Source organism: Nocardia heshunensis, from assembly GCF_054782115.1.
The window spans coordinates 580,431-597,191 of record NZ_BAAGTC010000007.1 but is presented as its reverse complement, the minus strand read 5'-3'; the positions used below and the strand labels follow the sequence as shown (position 1 = coordinate 597,191).

At 65.8% G+C, this 16,761-nt stretch carries 19 protein-coding genes; 10 read left to right on the top strand and 9 right to left on the bottom strand.

All coding sequences use genetic code 11. From position 1 onward, the window contains the following. Positions 1-47 precede the first annotated feature (47 nt). Positions 48-428 carry an NADH-quinone oxidoreductase subunit A gene (locus ACYVN4_RS25945; RefSeq protein ID WP_452398095.1) on the bottom strand — a complete coding sequence of 127 codons (381 nt, stop codon included), beginning with the start codon at positions 426-428 and terminating at the stop codon, positions 48-50. A 42-nt stretch (positions 429-470) separates the two neighbouring features. On the opposite strand from ACYVN4_RS25945, the gene ACYVN4_RS25940 reads away from it, so the two are divergent. After that, positions 471-659: a hypothetical protein gene (locus ACYVN4_RS25940; RefSeq protein WP_460724593.1), complete on the top strand. Its 189-nt coding sequence runs from the start codon at positions 471-473 to the stop codon at positions 657-659. Between the two features lie 45 nt (positions 660-704). Here the strand turns inward: ACYVN4_RS25940 and ACYVN4_RS25935 are convergent, their stop codons facing one another. Further along, positions 705-1,124 carry an Rv3143 family two-component system response regulator gene (locus ACYVN4_RS25935; RefSeq protein ID WP_460724592.1) on the bottom strand — a complete coding sequence of 140 codons (420 nt, stop codon included), beginning with the start codon at positions 1,122-1,124 and terminating at the stop codon, positions 705-707. 126 nt (positions 1,125-1,250) lie between these two features. On the opposite strand from ACYVN4_RS25935, the gene ACYVN4_RS25930 reads away from it, so the two are divergent. The 8 genes from ACYVN4_RS25930 (at position 1,251) to ACYVN4_RS25895 (ending at position 10,243) form a co-directional block, all read left to right on the top strand. Then, complete coding sequence (locus tag ACYVN4_RS25930; protein ID WP_460724591.1) at positions 1,251-2,798, top strand: hypothetical protein; 1,548 nt, start codon at positions 1,251-1,253, stop codon at positions 2,796-2,798. Beyond that, positions 2,795-3,238: a hypothetical protein gene (locus tag ACYVN4_RS25925; RefSeq protein ID WP_460724590.1), complete on the top strand. Its 444-nt coding sequence runs from the start codon at positions 2,795-2,797 to the stop codon at positions 3,236-3,238. The genes ACYVN4_RS25930 and ACYVN4_RS25925 overlap by 4 nt, the downstream gene beginning before the upstream one ends. Next, positions 3,235-4,359, top strand: coding sequence for an FHA domain-containing protein (locus ACYVN4_RS25920; RefSeq protein WP_460724589.1), 1,125 nt, complete (start codon positions 3,235-3,237; stop codon positions 4,357-4,359). Before ACYVN4_RS25925 ends, ACYVN4_RS25920 begins: the two co-directional genes overlap by 4 nt. Positions 4,360-4,419: 60 nt before the next feature. After that, positions 4,420-5,946 (top strand): MutS-related protein, encoded by a 1,527-nt coding sequence (locus ACYVN4_RS25915; protein WP_460724588.1) that lies wholly within the window; start codon positions 4,420-4,422, stop codon positions 5,944-5,946. Beyond that, entirely contained in the window at positions 5,943-7,451 is a 1,509-nt protein-coding gene (locus ACYVN4_RS25910; protein ID WP_460724587.1) for a MutS-related protein, read from the top strand. Before ACYVN4_RS25915 ends, ACYVN4_RS25910 begins: the two co-directional genes overlap by 4 nt. Before the next feature lie 46 nt (positions 7,452-7,497). After that, a complete protein-coding gene (locus ACYVN4_RS25905) occupies positions 7,498-8,874 on the top strand; it encodes a dihydrolipoyl dehydrogenase family protein (RefSeq protein WP_460724586.1) in 1,377 nt (458 codons plus the stop codon). 88 nt (positions 8,875-8,962) lie between these two features. Beyond that, positions 8,963-9,391, top strand: a complete 429-nt coding sequence (locus ACYVN4_RS25900; protein WP_460724585.1) for a CBS domain-containing protein — start codon at positions 8,963-8,965, stop codon at positions 9,389-9,391. A 9-nt stretch (positions 9,392-9,400) separates the two neighbouring features. Beyond that, the gene (locus ACYVN4_RS25895) at positions 9,401-10,243 is read left to right on the top strand and encodes a dienelactone hydrolase family protein (protein WP_460724584.1); all 843 of its coding nucleotides are present in this window, start codon (positions 9,401-9,403) and stop codon (positions 10,241-10,243) included. Here ACYVN4_RS25895 and ACYVN4_RS25890 read toward each other — a convergent pair. Continuing rightward, positions 10,219-10,881 carry a hypothetical protein gene (locus ACYVN4_RS25890; RefSeq protein WP_460724583.1) on the bottom strand — a complete coding sequence of 221 codons (663 nt, stop codon included), beginning with the start codon at positions 10,879-10,881 and terminating at the stop codon, positions 10,219-10,221. The genes ACYVN4_RS25895 and ACYVN4_RS25890 overlap by 25 nt on opposite strands. Positions 10,882-11,069: 188 nt before the next feature. On the opposite strand from ACYVN4_RS25890, the gene ACYVN4_RS25885 reads away from it, so the two are divergent. After that, positions 11,070-12,575 (top strand): FAD-dependent oxidoreductase, encoded by a 1,506-nt coding sequence (locus tag ACYVN4_RS25885; protein WP_460724582.1) that lies wholly within the window; start codon positions 11,070-11,072, stop codon positions 12,573-12,575. An 8-nt stretch (positions 12,576-12,583) separates the two neighbouring features. On the opposite strand, the gene ACYVN4_RS25880 is transcribed toward ACYVN4_RS25885, so the two are convergent. From ACYVN4_RS25880 to ACYVN4_RS25855, 6 genes are all read right to left on the bottom strand, one after another. Continuing rightward, positions 12,584-12,856 carry a hypothetical protein gene (locus tag ACYVN4_RS25880; RefSeq protein ID WP_460724581.1) on the bottom strand — a complete coding sequence of 91 codons (273 nt, stop codon included), beginning with the start codon at positions 12,854-12,856 and terminating at the stop codon, positions 12,584-12,586. A gap of 100 nt (positions 12,857-12,956) precedes the next feature. Next, positions 12,957-13,376 carry a Dabb family protein gene (locus ACYVN4_RS25875; RefSeq protein WP_460724580.1) on the bottom strand — a complete coding sequence of 140 codons (420 nt, stop codon included), beginning with the start codon at positions 13,374-13,376 and terminating at the stop codon, positions 12,957-12,959. 174 nt (positions 13,377-13,550) lie between these two features. Further along, entirely contained in the window at positions 13,551-13,919 is a 369-nt protein-coding gene (locus ACYVN4_RS25870) for a MarR family winged helix-turn-helix transcriptional regulator (protein ID WP_460724579.1), read from the bottom strand. A gap of 93 nt (positions 13,920-14,012) precedes the next feature. Then, on the bottom strand, positions 14,013-15,779 hold the full coding sequence (locus tag ACYVN4_RS25865; protein WP_460724578.1) for an MFS transporter: 1,767 nt from the start codon (positions 15,777-15,779) through the stop codon (positions 14,013-14,015). A gap of 85 nt (positions 15,780-15,864) precedes the next feature. Then, positions 15,865-16,308 carry an HAD domain-containing protein gene (locus ACYVN4_RS25860; RefSeq protein WP_460724577.1) on the bottom strand — a complete coding sequence of 148 codons (444 nt, stop codon included), beginning with the start codon at positions 16,306-16,308 and terminating at the stop codon, positions 15,865-15,867. 27 nt (positions 16,309-16,335) lie between these two features. Next, the gene (locus tag ACYVN4_RS25855; RefSeq protein WP_460724576.1) at positions 16,336-16,737 is read right to left on the bottom strand and encodes a (R)-mandelonitrile lyase; all 402 of its coding nucleotides are present in this window, start codon (positions 16,735-16,737) and stop codon (positions 16,336-16,338) included. Positions 16,738-16,761: the final 24 nt, after the last annotated feature.

The following is a 16,761-nucleotide window of genomic DNA, read 5'->3' as shown; positions in this document are numbered from 1 at the left end:
GCCCCGGCGAGGCCGGGGCGTCTTGAGTGAATTGGCTTTTGCGCCAATCAGTCCCAGCTGAGCCCGCCGCGCCGCCATTCGTAGGCGTAGGCGACGGAGACGTTGAAGATGAACAACGCCATCGCCGCCAGCCCGAACACTCCGAGCGCATCGAAGTGCACGGCCCACGGGTAGAGGAACACGATCTCGATGTCGAAGATGATGAACAGCATGGCGGTGAGGTAGTACTTCACCGGAAAGCGTTGGCCCGCAGCATTTCCCGGCCCGCCGCCGACGGCGTGGGGCGTGGGTTCGATGCCGCACTCGTAGGCTTCGAGCTTGGACCGGTTGTAGCGCTTGGGGCCGATGAGGGCCGCCAGGAATATCGAGAACACCCCGAACGCGGCGGCAACCGCGCCGAGGACAAGGGTCGGCACTTCTATGTTCACAACAGAACTACCCCTCCTGCGAGCTGGACAACGCACGAACGGATGGCAGCAGCGAGTGAGGCGGCGGCGTCATTGATACCGATGTCCATTGATACCGAGGCCCGCGCTCGTGTGAGCTACGGCACAGATTACAACCCGGACCAGAAGATACATGACGATTGGCGATTGCGTTTGATCGAATTCGGAACGGTCTTTTATGACCGAATCGACGCAATCGCCAATGTCACGTGACATGGAAACGCCCTGATCACAGGGCGAAGGAAGATCGGCCTGTGATCAGGCCGCGAAGCTACTACCGAGCACACCCAGCACGGCGTCGGTCAGCCGGATCGGATCGATGGGGTGCGAGACCGCCGCCTCGGCGCGCGACCAATTGGCCAACCACGCATCATCGGGGCGGCCGGTGAGCACGACAATCGGTGGGCAGTCGGCGATTTCGTCCTTCAGCTGCTTGGCCAGGCCGAGACCGCCGGTCGGGGCCGACTCACCGTCGAGGATCAACAGATCCAACCCCCCGGCGTCCAGGCGCTCCACGACGACCGGACCCGTGGCCACCTCGACGTACTCGATGGGTGGCAACTCGGGGTGCGGCCTTCTCCCCAGCGCCAGCATGATCTGGCTCCGAGTATCGGCGTCATTGCTGTAGACGAGAACCCGCACCGCGGCGGGACGTTTGGCATCGGCCACGTTCCGCATGCTACGTGCCTGGTGGGGGACCGCGGGTCAGCTTCGCCCGAACTGGTGCGCGCGTCGCCTCGTCGCCTGTCCGGCAATAAGTCGATGGCAGTCGATCGGTAAGACGTGACCGGTAGCATCCCGCGAATGAGGGGAGACATCACGCAACGCCTCATCGAAACCGACGTCTGGACTGACGAATTGGTGGGGCAGGCGGGGATTCCGGTGATCGATGTGCCACTGGTGACGGTGGGCAGCGGGCTCGGATCGTTCACGTTGTTCGACGCGTTGCGGATCTACGGGGTACCGGGACAGGCGATGGCGGTGCTCGGGCCGCAGGAGGTGCCGTGGGGGTCCTACGAATACCTGACCCGGGTGTCGCAGATTCCGCGATCGGAACGGCTGCGCAGTGATTCCGGGGGGATGCCGGACAATCTGTGGGGGTTTCCGTCGTATGCGGTCAGAGAGGCGATAGCGGACAAAACGCTGAAACCACTGTGGAATGTGTTGGTGGAGCCCGTTTTCGCCGAGTTCTACACGCCGCGCGCGGGGCAGGTGTTCACCGCGTTGGAGCGGGAGTTCCATCGGGTGGACTTCGCGCGATCGTTGCATCGAGGGCAAGTACGCATGGTGCGCAGGCGTTACGGCGGCGGCTACTTCACCATCCTCACACCGCCGGAGGGGCGCTCGGCCACCAAGCGAATCGCGTTCCGCAGCAGCTACGTTCATATCGCCGTCGGCTATCCCGGGCTGCGGCTGTTGCCGGATCTGCAGGAGTACCGCGAGCGCTATCGCGATCCCACCCGGGTGGTGAACGCCTACGAACCGCACGAGCACGTGTACGAGGCGCTGCAGCGGCGGCCGGGCACGGTAATGGTGCGCGGCAGCGGCATCGTTGCCAGCCGGGTACTGCAAAGGTTGATCGACGACCGGGACCGGTTGCGGCTCAATACCCAGATCCTGCATCTGTTCCGGAATTTCGTCTCGGGGCCGCACGGTCCCGCCGGGCTCGCGCGCCGACCGGGCGGCGACGGGTGGGCGTATCAGGCGTTCAATTTTCCCAAGGCCAGCTTCGGGGGTCAGCTCAGACAACGGCTCCGCAATCTCGAGGGACGCGAGCGGGCCGAGGCGCTGAAGACCATGGGCGGCACCACGACACCGCCGCACAAGACCTGGCAGGCGCAGCTGGCGCGCGGGCGGGCGCAGGGGTGGTATCAGGTGATGGTGGGGTCGGCGCGCAACCTGCGGCCGGATCGGGGCAGGCCCGGCGTGGTGACGACGGTGGTGCCGGAAGTCGATCCGACGCTGCGGTTTCCGCTGCCGGATCGTCCGATCGACACGCACGCCGACTACATCATCGACTGCACCGGACTGGAAGCCGACATCCGCGAGCATCGGCTGCTGGCCGATCTGCTCGATCACGCAGGTGCGGGGCGCAATCCGCTCGGCCGGTTGGATGTGGACCGGACCTTCGAATTGCACGGCACGCGTAGTGGCAATGGACGCATGTATGCCTCCGGCAGTGCCACACTCGGCGGATACTTCGCCGCGGTCGACTCGTTCCTCGGCCTGCAATACGCGGCACTCGAGATCGCCGACGATCTGGCGGCGCTCGGTTTCTGCGGGCGGCTGACGGCCTTGCGGTCACTGCGGCAGTGGTGGCTATGGGTCAACAATCGAAAGATTCCGGCATGACCCCGACACTCAGCGGCCGCATCCAGACCCGCGTCCTGGTACTCGCGATCATCGGGGTGCTGGTGGCGCTGCTCGTGACACCGCTGCTGCCGATGGGGCGGATGTCGCTGCTACAGGGTTACCGAGTCACCCTGACCGTCCTGATCGCGGTGATACTGGTGGGTGTGGGGTGGGAGCTGCTGTATCACGCGCTGCAGCAGTTCCGGTGGGACAAGGACTGGCCGACGCTGTTCGGTCTCGTGACCATCGTGAACGAGGGGCTGCTCATGTGGGTGCTGGTGCGCTACACCGGGATCGTGTTGCCACACGGCCTGCGGCCGTCCGCGCTCGCCTTCGGCATCGACTTCACACTGACCTGGCTGGTGTTCTGGCTGTTCGTCAACGGCCCGATCCGGGTGCTGCTGCCACGCTGGCGGTTCCGCGGGGGCCGGGTGATATGACCGGTCGGGTGGAGGTGGTGCCCGGGCGGCACCTGGTGGCCAGCATCGACGGGGTGGTCGTGGTAGTCGCGCACCGGGATTCGAGCCTGCTGACCGCCGACTCCGACGCCGTCGCGGTGCTGGACAAGATTCTCGAAATGGTCGCCGAGGCGGCGTCACGGGAGACACGGCGGACCGGGCGCACCTTCGCGCGACTCGTCAGCACCTGGCTGATGGCCCGCGAGGACGAGGAACGGGTGGAATTCGGGGTGCTCACCCCGGGCAATCGCGGCCTCGCGGTGTTCCTGCACGGGCAGGTGACCGCCGTGCTCGAAGGCAGTGAGTATCGCGAGGTATTGCGCGGGCGCGACGCCGGATTCACCGTCGACCGGGTCGTCAGTCCGGGCCCGGCGCGGGCGGCGGCGCTCTTCGTCGACGAGGAGGGCGCGCGTGACGACCTGCCACCACCGGGCGTGTGGTCGCTGCGCGACGGTCGGATGCCCGGCTCGGGAGCGGTGATGTGGCTGGGCGAGCGGGCCGAAAACCCGTCCCGCCCCAGCGGATCCCCGCGGCCGGAGCCCAGGCGGCGACCGACCGACCGCCGAAACGGCCGCGCGGCACCCGATTCCGGCATGAACCGCAAAGTCGCAGCGCCTGCAACACCCAAGACCGAGGTCGTCGTGCACGGATTCAAATGCGCCCGTGGCCATCTCAACGACCCCCGCGGTTCCTTCTGCACGGTCTGCGGAATCCGCATGGAACAGATGACCTGCGTGCTCACCGAAGGCGTCCGCCCACCCCTGGGCGTCCTCCTCCTCGACGACGGCACCTCCTACGTCCTCGACACCAACGTGGTCATCGGCCGCGAACCCGAACGCTCCGAACACGTCCGCCAGGGCGCCCACGCCATCCGCATCCCCGACGCCTCCGGCGGCATGTCCCGCGTCCACGCGGAGATCCGCTTGATGGAATGGGATGTGCTGGTCATGGATCGGGGCTCTGCCAACGGCACCCACATTCGGCCACCCGGCCGAACCGACTGGGTCCGAGTCGACCCCGGCCGCCTCACCGTCCTGGAACCGGGCACCCAATTGCTCCTCGGGGGCCGAGTTTTCACCTTCGACTCGCAGCACGGTCGCTGAACTAGTCTGGGGGCGGATGGGAAGCGGCGTCCGCTGGACGTAGCGAGGGGAGACGATCCGATGGTGCAATTGCCGAGTGTCCTATGGCGCGATCCGGAGCACAGAACCATCGTGCCGCCCACTGCGACTCTTGTTTCCGACCTGAATCTCGAACGCATCTTCGCCGAGATCGCGGTGCCGGGTAGCAGCGCATCGGTCGACCGCCTCCTGCGAGCGCCACTCCTGCACAGCGAGGATGTCGAGTACCGGCGAGAGGTCTTCGAGGATCTTTCCTCGCCGACCCTGCGCACGCCGCTGGAGTCGTTTTCGCGGGCGATCAGCGAGATCCGGCAGCGCCTTACCGAACTGTCGATGGTCGACCACTCGATCCTCAGGTGCAGGCGTCGTCTTGATGTCTTGAATACCTACTGCCAGACGGTGTTGGCCCTGCATCGGAGTCTGGATGGAATCGCACCCGAGTCGCGCGGGCTGAAATCGTGGCGAGACTACCTGAACACCTACGTCGACCGAGCCGAGTTCCAGGGACTTGTCTTGCAGTGCAAGGAAACCCTCGCCGACCTTGGAAGAATCCGTTACTCGATGCGGATCGACGACCACAGGATCGTGCTCGACGAGGCCAGCGGCGCACCCGATTACACCGCGACGGTCGAGAATCTGCTCGCGCCTTTCACGGACGGCTGGACACCGCCCGAGCAGGACAGCATTCCGTGGTCAACGAGCGTGCACCCGGTCGAAGAGCGGGTTCTCGACGAGCTCGCTCAGATGTTCCCACTGCCGTTCGGCCGAATGATGAGGCACGCGGACTCCGGTAGCGGATTCATGGATCCGGTGATCGAACGTGTCGCGGATGAACTCCAATTCTATTTTTCCTATCTCCGACTGGTCGACAGATTGTCGGCCCGCGGCTTGGAATTCTGCCTTCCCGAGGCCACCGACTCGTTCGAGGGCATTCGAGTGCAGGGTGCGTATGATTTGGCGCTCGCGGTGAAGCGTGCCGACGAAGGAATCCTGCCCGTCACCAATGACTATCGGCTCACCGGCAATGAACGCATCATTGTCGTCACCGGACCGAATCAGGGCGGCAAAAGCACCTTCGCCCGAATGTTCGGTCAGGTGGCTTATTTTGCGGCACTGGGCTGTCCGGTTCCGGCAAGACAGGCCAGGGTCATGCTCGCCGATGGAATAAGCACTCACTTCGAGAGGCGTGAACACTCTTCCGACGCCGCCGGCAGGCTACAGAGCGAACTGGCGGCGATCAGTGAGACACTCGAGCACTCGACAGAGCGCACGATCATCATCCTGAACGAGAGTTTCAGCTCGACCACGTCCGTGGACGCTCGGCAAATCGGGGAGAAAGTCTTGCGCCGAATCTCGGAACGGAAATCCATCGCCGTCTTCGTGACATTTCTCGACGAACTCTCGAGGCTCGACGGCATCGTGAGCATGGTCGCGGGCATCGGCGGCGATCCGACGCTGCGGACCTTCAAGCTGGAACGAAAGCCCGCGGACGGCAGGGCATACGCGGCAGCCCTGGCAGATCGGTTCGACCTCTCCTACGACGCGATCGTCGGCCGGGTGACGCGGTGAGGGTGAACCTGCTCGGTCCGGACGGATGGGGTTCGTCCCCGGTTGGAGACAATGGCACAACCGTCGCCGACGATCTCGAATTGTCAATCATGTACGGCGCGATGGCAGGTGGTGACCAGTTCATCCGGACCGTCGCCGCCGAGGTCATTCCACGATCGTCGAACGACCCCGATGTCATCGCCTACCGGCAGCGAGTGGTGGCCGATAGCTGCGCGAATCCGGCACTGGTTCGGGAGCTCTACGCCATTGCCACCCAAGCCGCGGGCACGCGACGCTGGATGGTCGGTCGCGACCGCGGGGCGCGTGGAAAGCTTTACTTATCACTGGAACCGCTCACCAAGCTGATCGGTTTCCTGCGTCGGTTGCGGACCACGTGTGAGCTGCATTCCTCGAACTTCAACTCGGAGGGATTCTCTGGGTTGGCGAAGAGGCTGACCGACACATTCGGCGAAGAGTATCTGACCGAAGTAGAGCGTCATCTGGAAGTCCTTCAGTTCGAACATGGATACGCGATCAGCGCAGAGCTCGGATCCGGCGGCGGAATCGCCAACCCCGTCTTGCACGAACCGCCAACGCCCTCTGGACTCCGGCAATCGGTCTTCGGCGCCCGCGGACGGCGTGTCGTAGCGGTCTCCGACACCGACGAGAGCGCGAAGAAGTACCTCTGGCGTCTCGTCGGAAACAGCCTCGATCGCGTCGCCGACGTGGTCTCCCACGCCACCGAGACGATCGACCGTTTCTTTCGAGATCTACAGACCGAACTGGCCTTCTACGTCGGTTGCGCGAACCTCTTCGAGCGCCTGCAACGGGACGGGTATGCCGTCTGCTTCCCTAAGCCTTTGCCGCAGGGCAGCGGTGCATCGTTCAGCTTCCGCTCATTGCGCGACCCGGCGCTGTGTCTGTCGGCCGTCTCGGTGGTGGAGGCAAACTCGATCGACGGTCGGGGCAAGCTGCTGACCATGATCACGGGCGCCAACAGCGGCGGGAAATCGACCTTCGTCCGCAGCCTCGGCGCCGCCCAGATCATGATGCAGGCGGGCATGTTCGTCGTCGCGGAAGCCTATGAAGCAGACATCCGCGACGGAATTTTCACCCACTTCCGCATCCCGGATGACTCCTCGATGACCTACGGCCGGTTGAACGAGGAGTTGGTGCGGATGCGCGACCTGACGGGTCGGATCACACCGACATCCCTGGTGCTGTGGAACGAGCCCTTCTCCTCGACCAGCGAGCGGGAGGCCGCCGACATACTGACCCCGATCACCGAGGCGCTGCTCGACTCGGGCGTGAAAGTCGTTGTGGTGACCCACTTGTACGATTACGCCTCCGGACTGTCGGAGCGCCGGCGATCCACCGACCTGTTCCTCCGTGCGAAGCGACTACCCGATGGCTCGCGCACCTTCCGACTGGAAGTCGGTGCACCCGCAACGACGAGTCACGCCATGGATATCTACCGGCAAATATTCGATCGATCGACACCGGTGAGCGGCAGCGGCACGGATTGATGGCAGCATCGGCACGGAGTCCGAGCCGTACAACGAAGGAGAGCGTGTGCCTGCCGAATCCGTGGACGTCGTGGTGATCGGGATGGGGCCCGGCGGTGAGGATGCCGCTACTCGGCTGGCTCGGGCCGGGCTTTCGGTGGTAGGGGTCGAGGGGCGGCTCGTTGGCGGTGAATGTCCTTACTACGCTTGTGTGCCCACCAAGATGATGGTGCGGGCGGCGGGGTTGGTTGCCGAGGCGCGGCGGGTGGACGGCATGGCGGGATCGGCGACCGTGCAGGCGGATTGGCGGCCGGTGGCGGATCGGATCCGGGACGAGGCCACCGATGATTGGGATGACACGGTCGCGGTCGAGCGGTTCGAGAAGGCGGGCGGCACCTTCGTGCGCGGGTGGGGGAAGCTCAGCGCGCCCGGTGAGGTGACGGTGACGACTCCGGACGGGGAGCGGGTGTTGCGGGCCGGGCGGGGCATTCTGCTGAATCCGGGGACGGCTCCGGCGATTCCGCCGTTGGACGGGCTGACGGGGACGCCGTATTGGACCAATCGGGAGGCGGTGACGGCCACCGAGGTTCCCGAGTCGCTGATCGTGCTCGGCGGGGGCGCGGTCGGCGTGGAGTTCGCGCAGATCTTCGCGCGGTTCGGGGCTCGGGTGACAGTGGTGGTGCCGCGTCGGCTGTTGCCGCAGGACGAACCCGAGGCAGGGGAGTTGCTGGCCACAGTGTTCGCGGGCGAAGGGATCGAAGTGCGTAGCGGGGTGCGTGGTACCGGAGTGCGGTACGACGGGCAACAGTTCACGCTCGCGCTCGACAACGGTGACTCGGTACGCGGCGCGCGGCTGCTGGTGGCGACCGGGCGGCGAAGCGAGCTGTCGGCGTTGGGAATCGGGGCGGTCGGGCTGGACGAGAGTGCCAAGTCAATCCCGGTGGACAACCGGATGCGGGCGGCCGACGGGGTGTGGGCCATCGGGGATGTCACCGGCGCGGGCGCGTTCACACACGTGTCCATGTATCAGGCGCGGATCGCGGCGGCCGACATTCTCGGCGAGGGGTCGGAGGTGGCGCAGTATCGCGCGGTGCCCCGGGTGACATTCACCGATCCGGAAGTCGGGGCGGTCGGTATGACCGAGGCGCAGGCCCGCGCGGCCGGGCTGAACGTCCGCATCGGATACACCGAAGTGCCCGCCTCCGTGCGCGGTTGGATCCACAAAGTGGGCAATGCCGGATTCATCAAACTGATCGAGGACGCCGATCGCGGGGTGCTCGTCGGGGCCTGCTCGGTCGGCCCGCAGGGCGGCGAGGTGCTCAGCGCGCTGGCCGTCGCGGTCCATGCCGAAGTCCCGACCGCTGTACTGCGACAGATGATCCTGGCCTACCCCACCTTCCACCGGGCGATCGAATCCGCCCTGGATGCCCTCGCTTCCAGTTAGGCATCCGTTCGTAATCTTTGCTGTTCACGCTCGGGTATCAGCGGCATTCTGGTAACCATCTCTGGTCCCGAGCTTGGGCGGTGGACATATGCGGATCTCGGAAATCCTGCGCCGTAAGGGCAGCGGCGTCGTCACTATTGCACCGGATGCCACGGTGCGTGAACTGCTCAGAGTCCTGTCGGCACACAATGTGGGCGCGGTGGTGGTGTCGGCCGACGGCGCCGCCATTTCCGGCATCGTCTCCGAACGAGACATCGTGCGCCGGCTACACAGTCAGGGTGCGTCGCTGCTCGACGCCCCGGTTTCATCGATCATGACCGCCGCGGTCCACACCTGCTCCCCGGACGATCAAGTGGAAACCCTCAATGCCACCATGACCGAGCACCGCATCCGGCACCTGCCGGTGCTGCAGGACGGCCGGATGGTCGGGGTCGTGAGCATCGGCGATGTGGTCAAGAGTCAGATCTCCGAACTGGAGACCGAACGCGAGGCGCTGGTGCGTTACCTGCACGGTTAACATCCCACTGTGGAGTCCGAAAACCTAACGCCCGATGACACTCTCGCCGATTTCGACCGGCGGGTGATCTCCCTCGAGGGCGACGACAAGACCGTCTACGTCGCGGGTTCCGGCCCCGCCGTCATCGTCATGCCCGAGATGCCCGGCATCAGCCCCGACGTGCTGCGGTTTGCGCGGTGGGTGCGCGATGCCGGGTTCACCGTCTACGTCCCGTCCCTGTTCGGAGTCGACGGCGCCTACCCGACCCTCGAACTGGGTGAGCCGATCGCCCGGAAGACCTGCGTCAGCAAGGAGTTCCGCGCCTTCGCGGGCGGCGGCACGAGCCCGGTCGCCGTCTGGCTGCGCGCCCTGGCCCGCCTGGCGCACGCGGAATCCGGCGGACCCGGGGTCGGCGCGGTGGGCATGTGCTTCACCGGAAACTTCGCGCTGACAATGACCCTCGAACCGGCCGTCATCGCCCCGGTCATCAACCACCCGTCGCTGCCGCTCGACGACCCGGCCGGGCTGGAACTATCCCCGGAGGACGCGAAGGCGATCGCCGAGCGCTTCGAACGCGACGACCTGCGCGCCCTCGCCTACCGCTTCGACAACGACAAATGGTGCACCGGTCAACGTTTCGCCGCCTACAGCCAGTTGCTCGGCGACCGCTTCGACGGCCGCGTCCTCTCCGGCGAGCACGCCAACCCCAAGCCGCCGCCCTTCTTCGAGCATGTGGTGCAGACACCACACAGTGTGGTCACCGCCCACCTGGTCGACGAGGAAGGCCACCCCACGATGCAGGCCCGCGACGAGATCCTTGCCTACCTCCGCGACCGACTCCAGACGGATCAGATGGTCCAGTCGATCGGATAGTCGACGATGGGGGCGAATGTCAACGCACCGAGCGCGGTGAACTCACCGCGCGCGGTTTCGACCATTTCCTTCAGCGTGCCCATCTGTTTGGCGTGTTCCTCGGTGTCCCAGATGCTGATGTTCACGATGGAGCCGATCGGCGAGACCGCCGTGAACCAGTGCAGCAGGCCCGGCAGAGCCTCGATGGCCGGGATCAGGTAGTCGGCCTGTTTCGTGGCCAGGGCGTCGACCTCCGCGAACCGGATCGGGTCGAAGCTACCGCGAGCGACATGGATGACCGCGGGCGACGTCGACTCGTTCACGGTGGGTTCGATGGTCCAGTTGATGGGGTAGTTGATGATCGGGCGCTCGAAGATGCCGCCGATCGCCTCCATCTCCCCGCGGGCGACGACCGCCATCTGCTCGAGCGTGTCCATCTGCTTCGCGTGGTCCTCGTTGTCCCAGATGCTGACCTGGACCGTCGTGCCGTCCGGCGAAACTCCTGTGTACCAATGCCGTAGGCCCGGCAGTTGCTCGATGGCCGGGATCAGGTAGTCGGCCTGCTCGGTGATCAGGGCGTCGAACGCCGCGAACCCGGCCGGATCGAAGCTGGCGCGGCCGACGCGGATGACCGCGGTGGACGGCAAGGACTCGGTCATGGTGATTCCCTTTCACGGAACTGTTCGAACTCGCGTGAGGATCCTCGACCGGGCTGGCAGTCCGGCCGAGGACGCCGCACGGCGACGCCCGTGTTCGACATACCCGGCCGATTTCTCATCGCAGGAAACTAAGGTGAACATGATCGGGTGAAACGTGTTGTCTGGCAGGGACGGGTAGGTCGCGGGGTTTGAAGTCGGAAACGAAACACTCGTTCTCGCGCAGCACGTTCCTGCGAGGTGCGCTCGGAATCGCGGTCGCGGGTGTCGGTTTGGCCGGGGCGACCCGGCTGTCGGCCTTCGACACGGCGGCCTCCGCCGCCGGTGCGGACCGCAGGCCTCCGATCGCCCCATCCCGGTCTGCAGGCGGCGAGCCCGACTGGGCCGGGCTGCAGGGCAAACTGCGCGGACGCGTGCTCACGCCCGCCGACCCGCGCTACGCGGATGCGAAGCAGGTCTTCAACACTCGGTTCGAGGATCTGACGCCGACGGCGGTCGTGCAGGTCGCCGACGCCGAGGATGTGGCCACCGCCTTCGGGTTTGCGGCGGACAACGATATGCAGGTGGCGGCGCGCGCCGGTGGGCATTCCTATGCCGGGTTGTCCACCGCGACGGGCACTCTCATCATCGACGTGCGCGGGATTCGCGGGGTGACGGCCGACGCCGGACAGGCCGTTGTCGCGCCGGGCCATACCCTCTACGAGGTCTATCAGGAGCTCGACCGCAGCGGGCAGAGCCTGCCGACGGGCATGTGCCCCAGCGTCGGCGTCGCGGGCCTCACCCTCGGCGGCGGCTACGGCTCCGACGCGCGGGCACACGGACTCACCTGCGATCGGCTCACCGCCGCGACCCTGGTGCTGCCCGACGGGACCATCACCGACGTGTCCGCCGCCAACCGCCCGGACCTGTTCTGGGCGCTGCGCGGCGGCGGCCCGCTGTTCGGGATCGTCACCTCGATGACCTTCGACACCATCCCCGCATTGACCAAAGACGTGGTGCGCCTGACCTTCTCGGGCGATGACGCGGGCAGTGTCATCAACGGCTGGCAGCAGTGGTTGCGCGACGCGCCGCGCGAGCAGTGGGCCGATGTCAGCGTGGACGCCAACGGCGAGGGCGGTCTGCACTGCTGGATGCAACTGGTCTGCCCGGAGGGCACCGCCGACACCGTCACCGCCGCACTCCTCGACGCGATCGATGTCGCACCGATCGCCACCGACCCCCGCACCCTGACTCACCTCGACACCGTTCTCTATCTGGCGGGCGGCACCGCCGATCAGCCGCGCGCAGCCTTCACCAACGGCTCCGACATCGTCTCCGCCCTGACCCCCGACACTGTCGGCCGCATCGTCGATGCCGTGACCCGCTTCTCCAGCGTCGGCGGCACCGGGTGGGTGCAGCTCAACACCCTCGACGGCGCGGTCCGCGACAAATCATCCGCGGCCACCGCCTACCCCTGGCGCAATCACGCGGCCATGGTCGAATGGGGTGCCTACGAACCGATCCCGCACTCCGCCGCCCTCGACTACTTGGCCGACGCCCACGCCGCCCTCACGCCCGAATCTGTCGGCGCCTACGTCAACTACCTCGAGCCGGGCGACCCCGTCTCTCGCTACTACGGCACCAACCACACTCGTTTCGCCGCCCTCCGCAACCGTGTGGATCCGGATAGCCGGATCCACACGGTGCTGAACGCCTGACGAGGCCATCACCACCAGCTGTCACCGCCGTCGTCGAAAACATCCTCGAGGACATCGGCGGCCAGGATGCCCCCGCCGATACCCACTGCGATCTGCGCTGCCCCGGAAAGGAATTCACCCACCCCGGATCCCGACTCCGCACGGTTTCCACGCTGTTGGAGACTGGCCAACTGCTGCCGCAACTGCGAATTCTCCTGCTGTAGCTGGCCGATCAGCTGATCCTGCCGCCCGACCCGCTCCATCAGCGCGCGAACCGTCTGCTGCGTCTGCGAAGTATCCATTGCCGATTCCTTCCGTGTATTCGATGGCCGCTCATCCGGCCCGAGTACACGGTCGCGCGCTCCGCTGACACCGCACCGACAGCCGACCGACATGGCGCTGTCAGTGGTTGCCATGCTTTCCCGGTGCAGCACTGCCTTGGTACTCACCCAGATCCGAGACCAGTTGGGCGACTTCGGGGTAGTTGTCGTAGCGCCGCTGGTGCAGCGCGGCGATCTTCGCGCCCAGCTCGGGGTCGGGGTCGTCGGTGATGTCGAAGGAAACGAACTTGTCCACCAGCGGGAGGCCGATGTGATCGGTGTGCAGGTGGGCCGGGTGAATGAGGTACTCCCAGTAGCCGTCGAGGTCATCGATGACATACGTGGCGCCATAGTCGAATTCGCCGCCGTGGTCCGGCCCGACGATGAAGTGCCGCACCGAGGGGATCTGGCGGCCCTGGTTACGCAGGCTTTCGAGTGCTTCCGCGAGCTGATCGGCAGGGGTGCCAGGCTTGATGGTGAAGCGATTGCCGTGGTAGATCATCGTTTTCAACCTTTGCGAATGATGTTGTGGCACTTGACAGAAGAGAGTGTGTGACTGGCCAATCACTCAACATGAGTGACTGTACACTCACCACCATCCGGCAACAAGAGAGGGAGCTCTCAGCGCGGGGAATCGGACGAAATTCCGCGGTGAGAGCTCCCTGATCGTGGAGCGCTAGTGGTCGAGGGCCTCGATGAGGGTGTCGAGGCCGGATTGCAGGGCTTCGCGTTGGGTGGGAGCGAGGTGTTCCATTGCGGCGGCGAAGCGTTGGATACGGGCGGAGGTGAGGCCGGTGACCAAGTCGTGGGCCGCGGCTGTCGCCGTGAGGAGTTGGGCGCGGCCGTCTTCCGGGTCCGCGCCCCGGGTGAGGTAACCGGCCTTCTCGAGGCCGGTCACCATGCGCGACATGGTCGGAGCGCTCACCCGCTCGAGGTTCGCCAGGTCGCCGAGGCGCAGCGGGCCCGAGCGGGCGAGCGAGGCCAGGGCCGAGGCGGCGCCGGGGCTCAGGGAACCGAGATCACCGGAGTGGCGCAGCAGGCGCAACAGGCGGCCGATGGCGTGGTACAGGTCGGCGGCCTCGGTGAGCTGGTCGGGGTCGGCGACGCTCGTCGGCTCGGGCAGGACGATCTCCTCCGTTCAGATTCCCTCGCGGGCGGCTTCTCGCAGTTCGGCGGCTTCGTCCGCAACACGCGGGCGACCGGCGAACCAGGAGGCCACCGCGCCGATCAGCATCATAATCGCGGCTCCTAGGAAGACCACGACCAGACCCGAGTGGAACGGCCCGGAGATCAAGTGCGGGAAGAACTCCTGACCCGTGAGGGTCTCCTTCTGCACGCCGGGGTGGTCGAGGATGCCGGTCGGACCCAGCAGCGCCTGGATCGGATTCACGCCCAGGAAGGCGGCGAACAGGCTACCGACCGGGGGCAGACCGGAGATCTCCCCGGCGACGTTGGCGGGCACACCCTGCGCCTGCAGACCCGAATTCATCGCGCTGGGCAAGGTATTGGACAGACCGATGATCATCAGCGAGAAGAAGACGCCGATCGAGAGCGCCATACCGCCGTTGAGCAGCGTTCCGCGCATACCCGACGCAACACCGCGCTGCGACGCGGGCACCGCGGACATCACCTCGGCGGTATTGGGGGAGGCGAACATGCCCGAGCCCAGCCCGTTGAGCGCGATGACCACAGCGAAGGCCCAGTAGGAGAAGTCGACCGGCAGCACCACCAGCAGCACGAACGTGACCGCGGTGATCGTCATGCCGAGCGTCGCGAACAGACGCGGGCCGTATTTGTCCGACAGCTTGCCCGAAACCGGTCCCGCCACAAGGAATCCCACCGTCAGCGGCAGCAGGTAGATACCCGCCCACAGCGGCGTCGACTCGTAGTCGAACCCGTGCAGCGGCAGCCAGATGCCCTGCAGCCAGATGATCAGCATGAACTGCAGACCACCGCGACCCAGCGACGACATCAGACCCGCCAGGTTGCCGAGCCCGAACGCGCGCACCTTGAGCAGCGACAGATGGAACATCGGCTGCTCGACCCTGGTCTCGATCCAACAGAACAGCGCCAGCACCGCGATGCCGCCGAACACCGCGGTCAGCACCCACGGGTTGGACCAGCCGGTATTCGAATTGCCGTAGGGCTGAATGCCATAGGTGATACCGGTCAGCAGCGCGGTCAGGCCGACCGCGAAGGTGACCGTGCCCGGAACGTCGAGCGAGCCCGCATTGCGCTGGCCGTTGTCGTGCAGCGACCGGTACGACCACACGGTGCCGAGAATGCCGAACGGCACGCTCACCCAGAACACGGCCTTCCAGTCCCACTGCGCGAGCAAGCCGCCCAGCAGCAGACCCAGGAACGAACCGGCCACCGCCGCAACCTGATTGATGCCCAGCGCGAATCCGCGCTGCTCGGCCGGGAACGCGTCGGTGAGGATCGCCGCCGCATTGGCCATCAGCATGGCGCCGCCGATGCCCTGCACCACACGCCAGCCGATCAGCCAGACCGCGCCGCCGCCATGCGTGAACGGATCGAACGACAGCAGGATCGCGGTGATCGTGAAGATCACGAACCCGTAGTTGTAGATCTTCACCCGCCCGACCATGTCGCCGAGTCGCCCGAACATCACCACCAGCACCGCGGACGCGAGCAGGAAGCCCATCATCATCCACAGCAGGTAGCTCACATTGCCCGCCGCCAGCGGGTTCAGATCGATCCCCCGGAAGATATCCGGCAGCGAGATGATCACGATCGACGAGTTGATCGTCACCATGAGCATGCCCAGCGTCGTATTCGACAGGGCCACCCACTTGTAATGCGGATGATCGTGCTCGATCCGGAGCCGCCTCCGAATGGTCTGGACATCACCGGGATCCACGCCGGTGGTTGGGGCCGCAGCCATCAGAGCCTCCCACAAGTCAACAAAAGAACAACGTGCACAAATATAGTTGCATGTCGCTAACTAATGAAATCGTGGGATGTGCCACTCAGCGGACTTCGGCGAGCCAATCGGTGAAGATCGTGACGTCACGGGGACGAAGACCGGCCACGGAATCGACCTGATACAGGAGAGCCGGACCGTCGTGATGGCCCGATACCCAGGCGCGGTCGTGGTCGCCGATTTCATCGTCGACCCAGATGAACGGGCGGCCCGCCGCCCAATCGACCAGGGTGCGGGTCTTCCAATGCAGACCGAACCAATCGTCGATCTGGGTGTCCGTGCGATCCGGCCAGTCCACGACCGGGAGGGGAGGCAGGCCCAGCACTGGACCGATGGAACGGTTCGCTTCGTGGGTCCAGGTTGTCGCCCACACCAATTGGCAGGGCAGGGCCGACAGCAGGGGGCCGAGGGTGGGGTCGAGTCGTGGCGTGCCGAAGGGGATCAGTGGGCCGTCGATGTCGAGGAACAGCAGTGGGCGGGAGTCGAGCACCCGCACAGCGTAGGAGTGGTGTGGGAACTATCGGTCGATATGCGTTGCCGCGGCTTGATATTCGGCGTCGCTGACGTGGGCGGACCAGGTGACGTCGTCACCCTCCCAGAGGGCGAGGTGGCTCATGAAGTTCTCGGGTGCGGCACCGTGCCAGTGTTCTTCGCCGGGCGGGGTCCAGACGGTGATGCCCGGGCGCAGAACTATGACGGTGCCGTCGCGGCTGACCACCAGGCCGAGGCCCTCGGTGACGCACAAGGCTTGACCCAGGGCGTGGGTGTGCCAGGCGGTACGCGCACAGGGGGAGAAGCGGACGATGTTGAGGCGGGCTCGAGAGGGTTCCTCGCCCCGGAAATGGACGTCGAACCAGACGTCGCCGGTGAACAGCGCTGCCGGGCCCTTCGTGGTGGGCGGCTTCTGGATCGACTCCATGGTTCTCCTCGGAAGTGCGGTGCG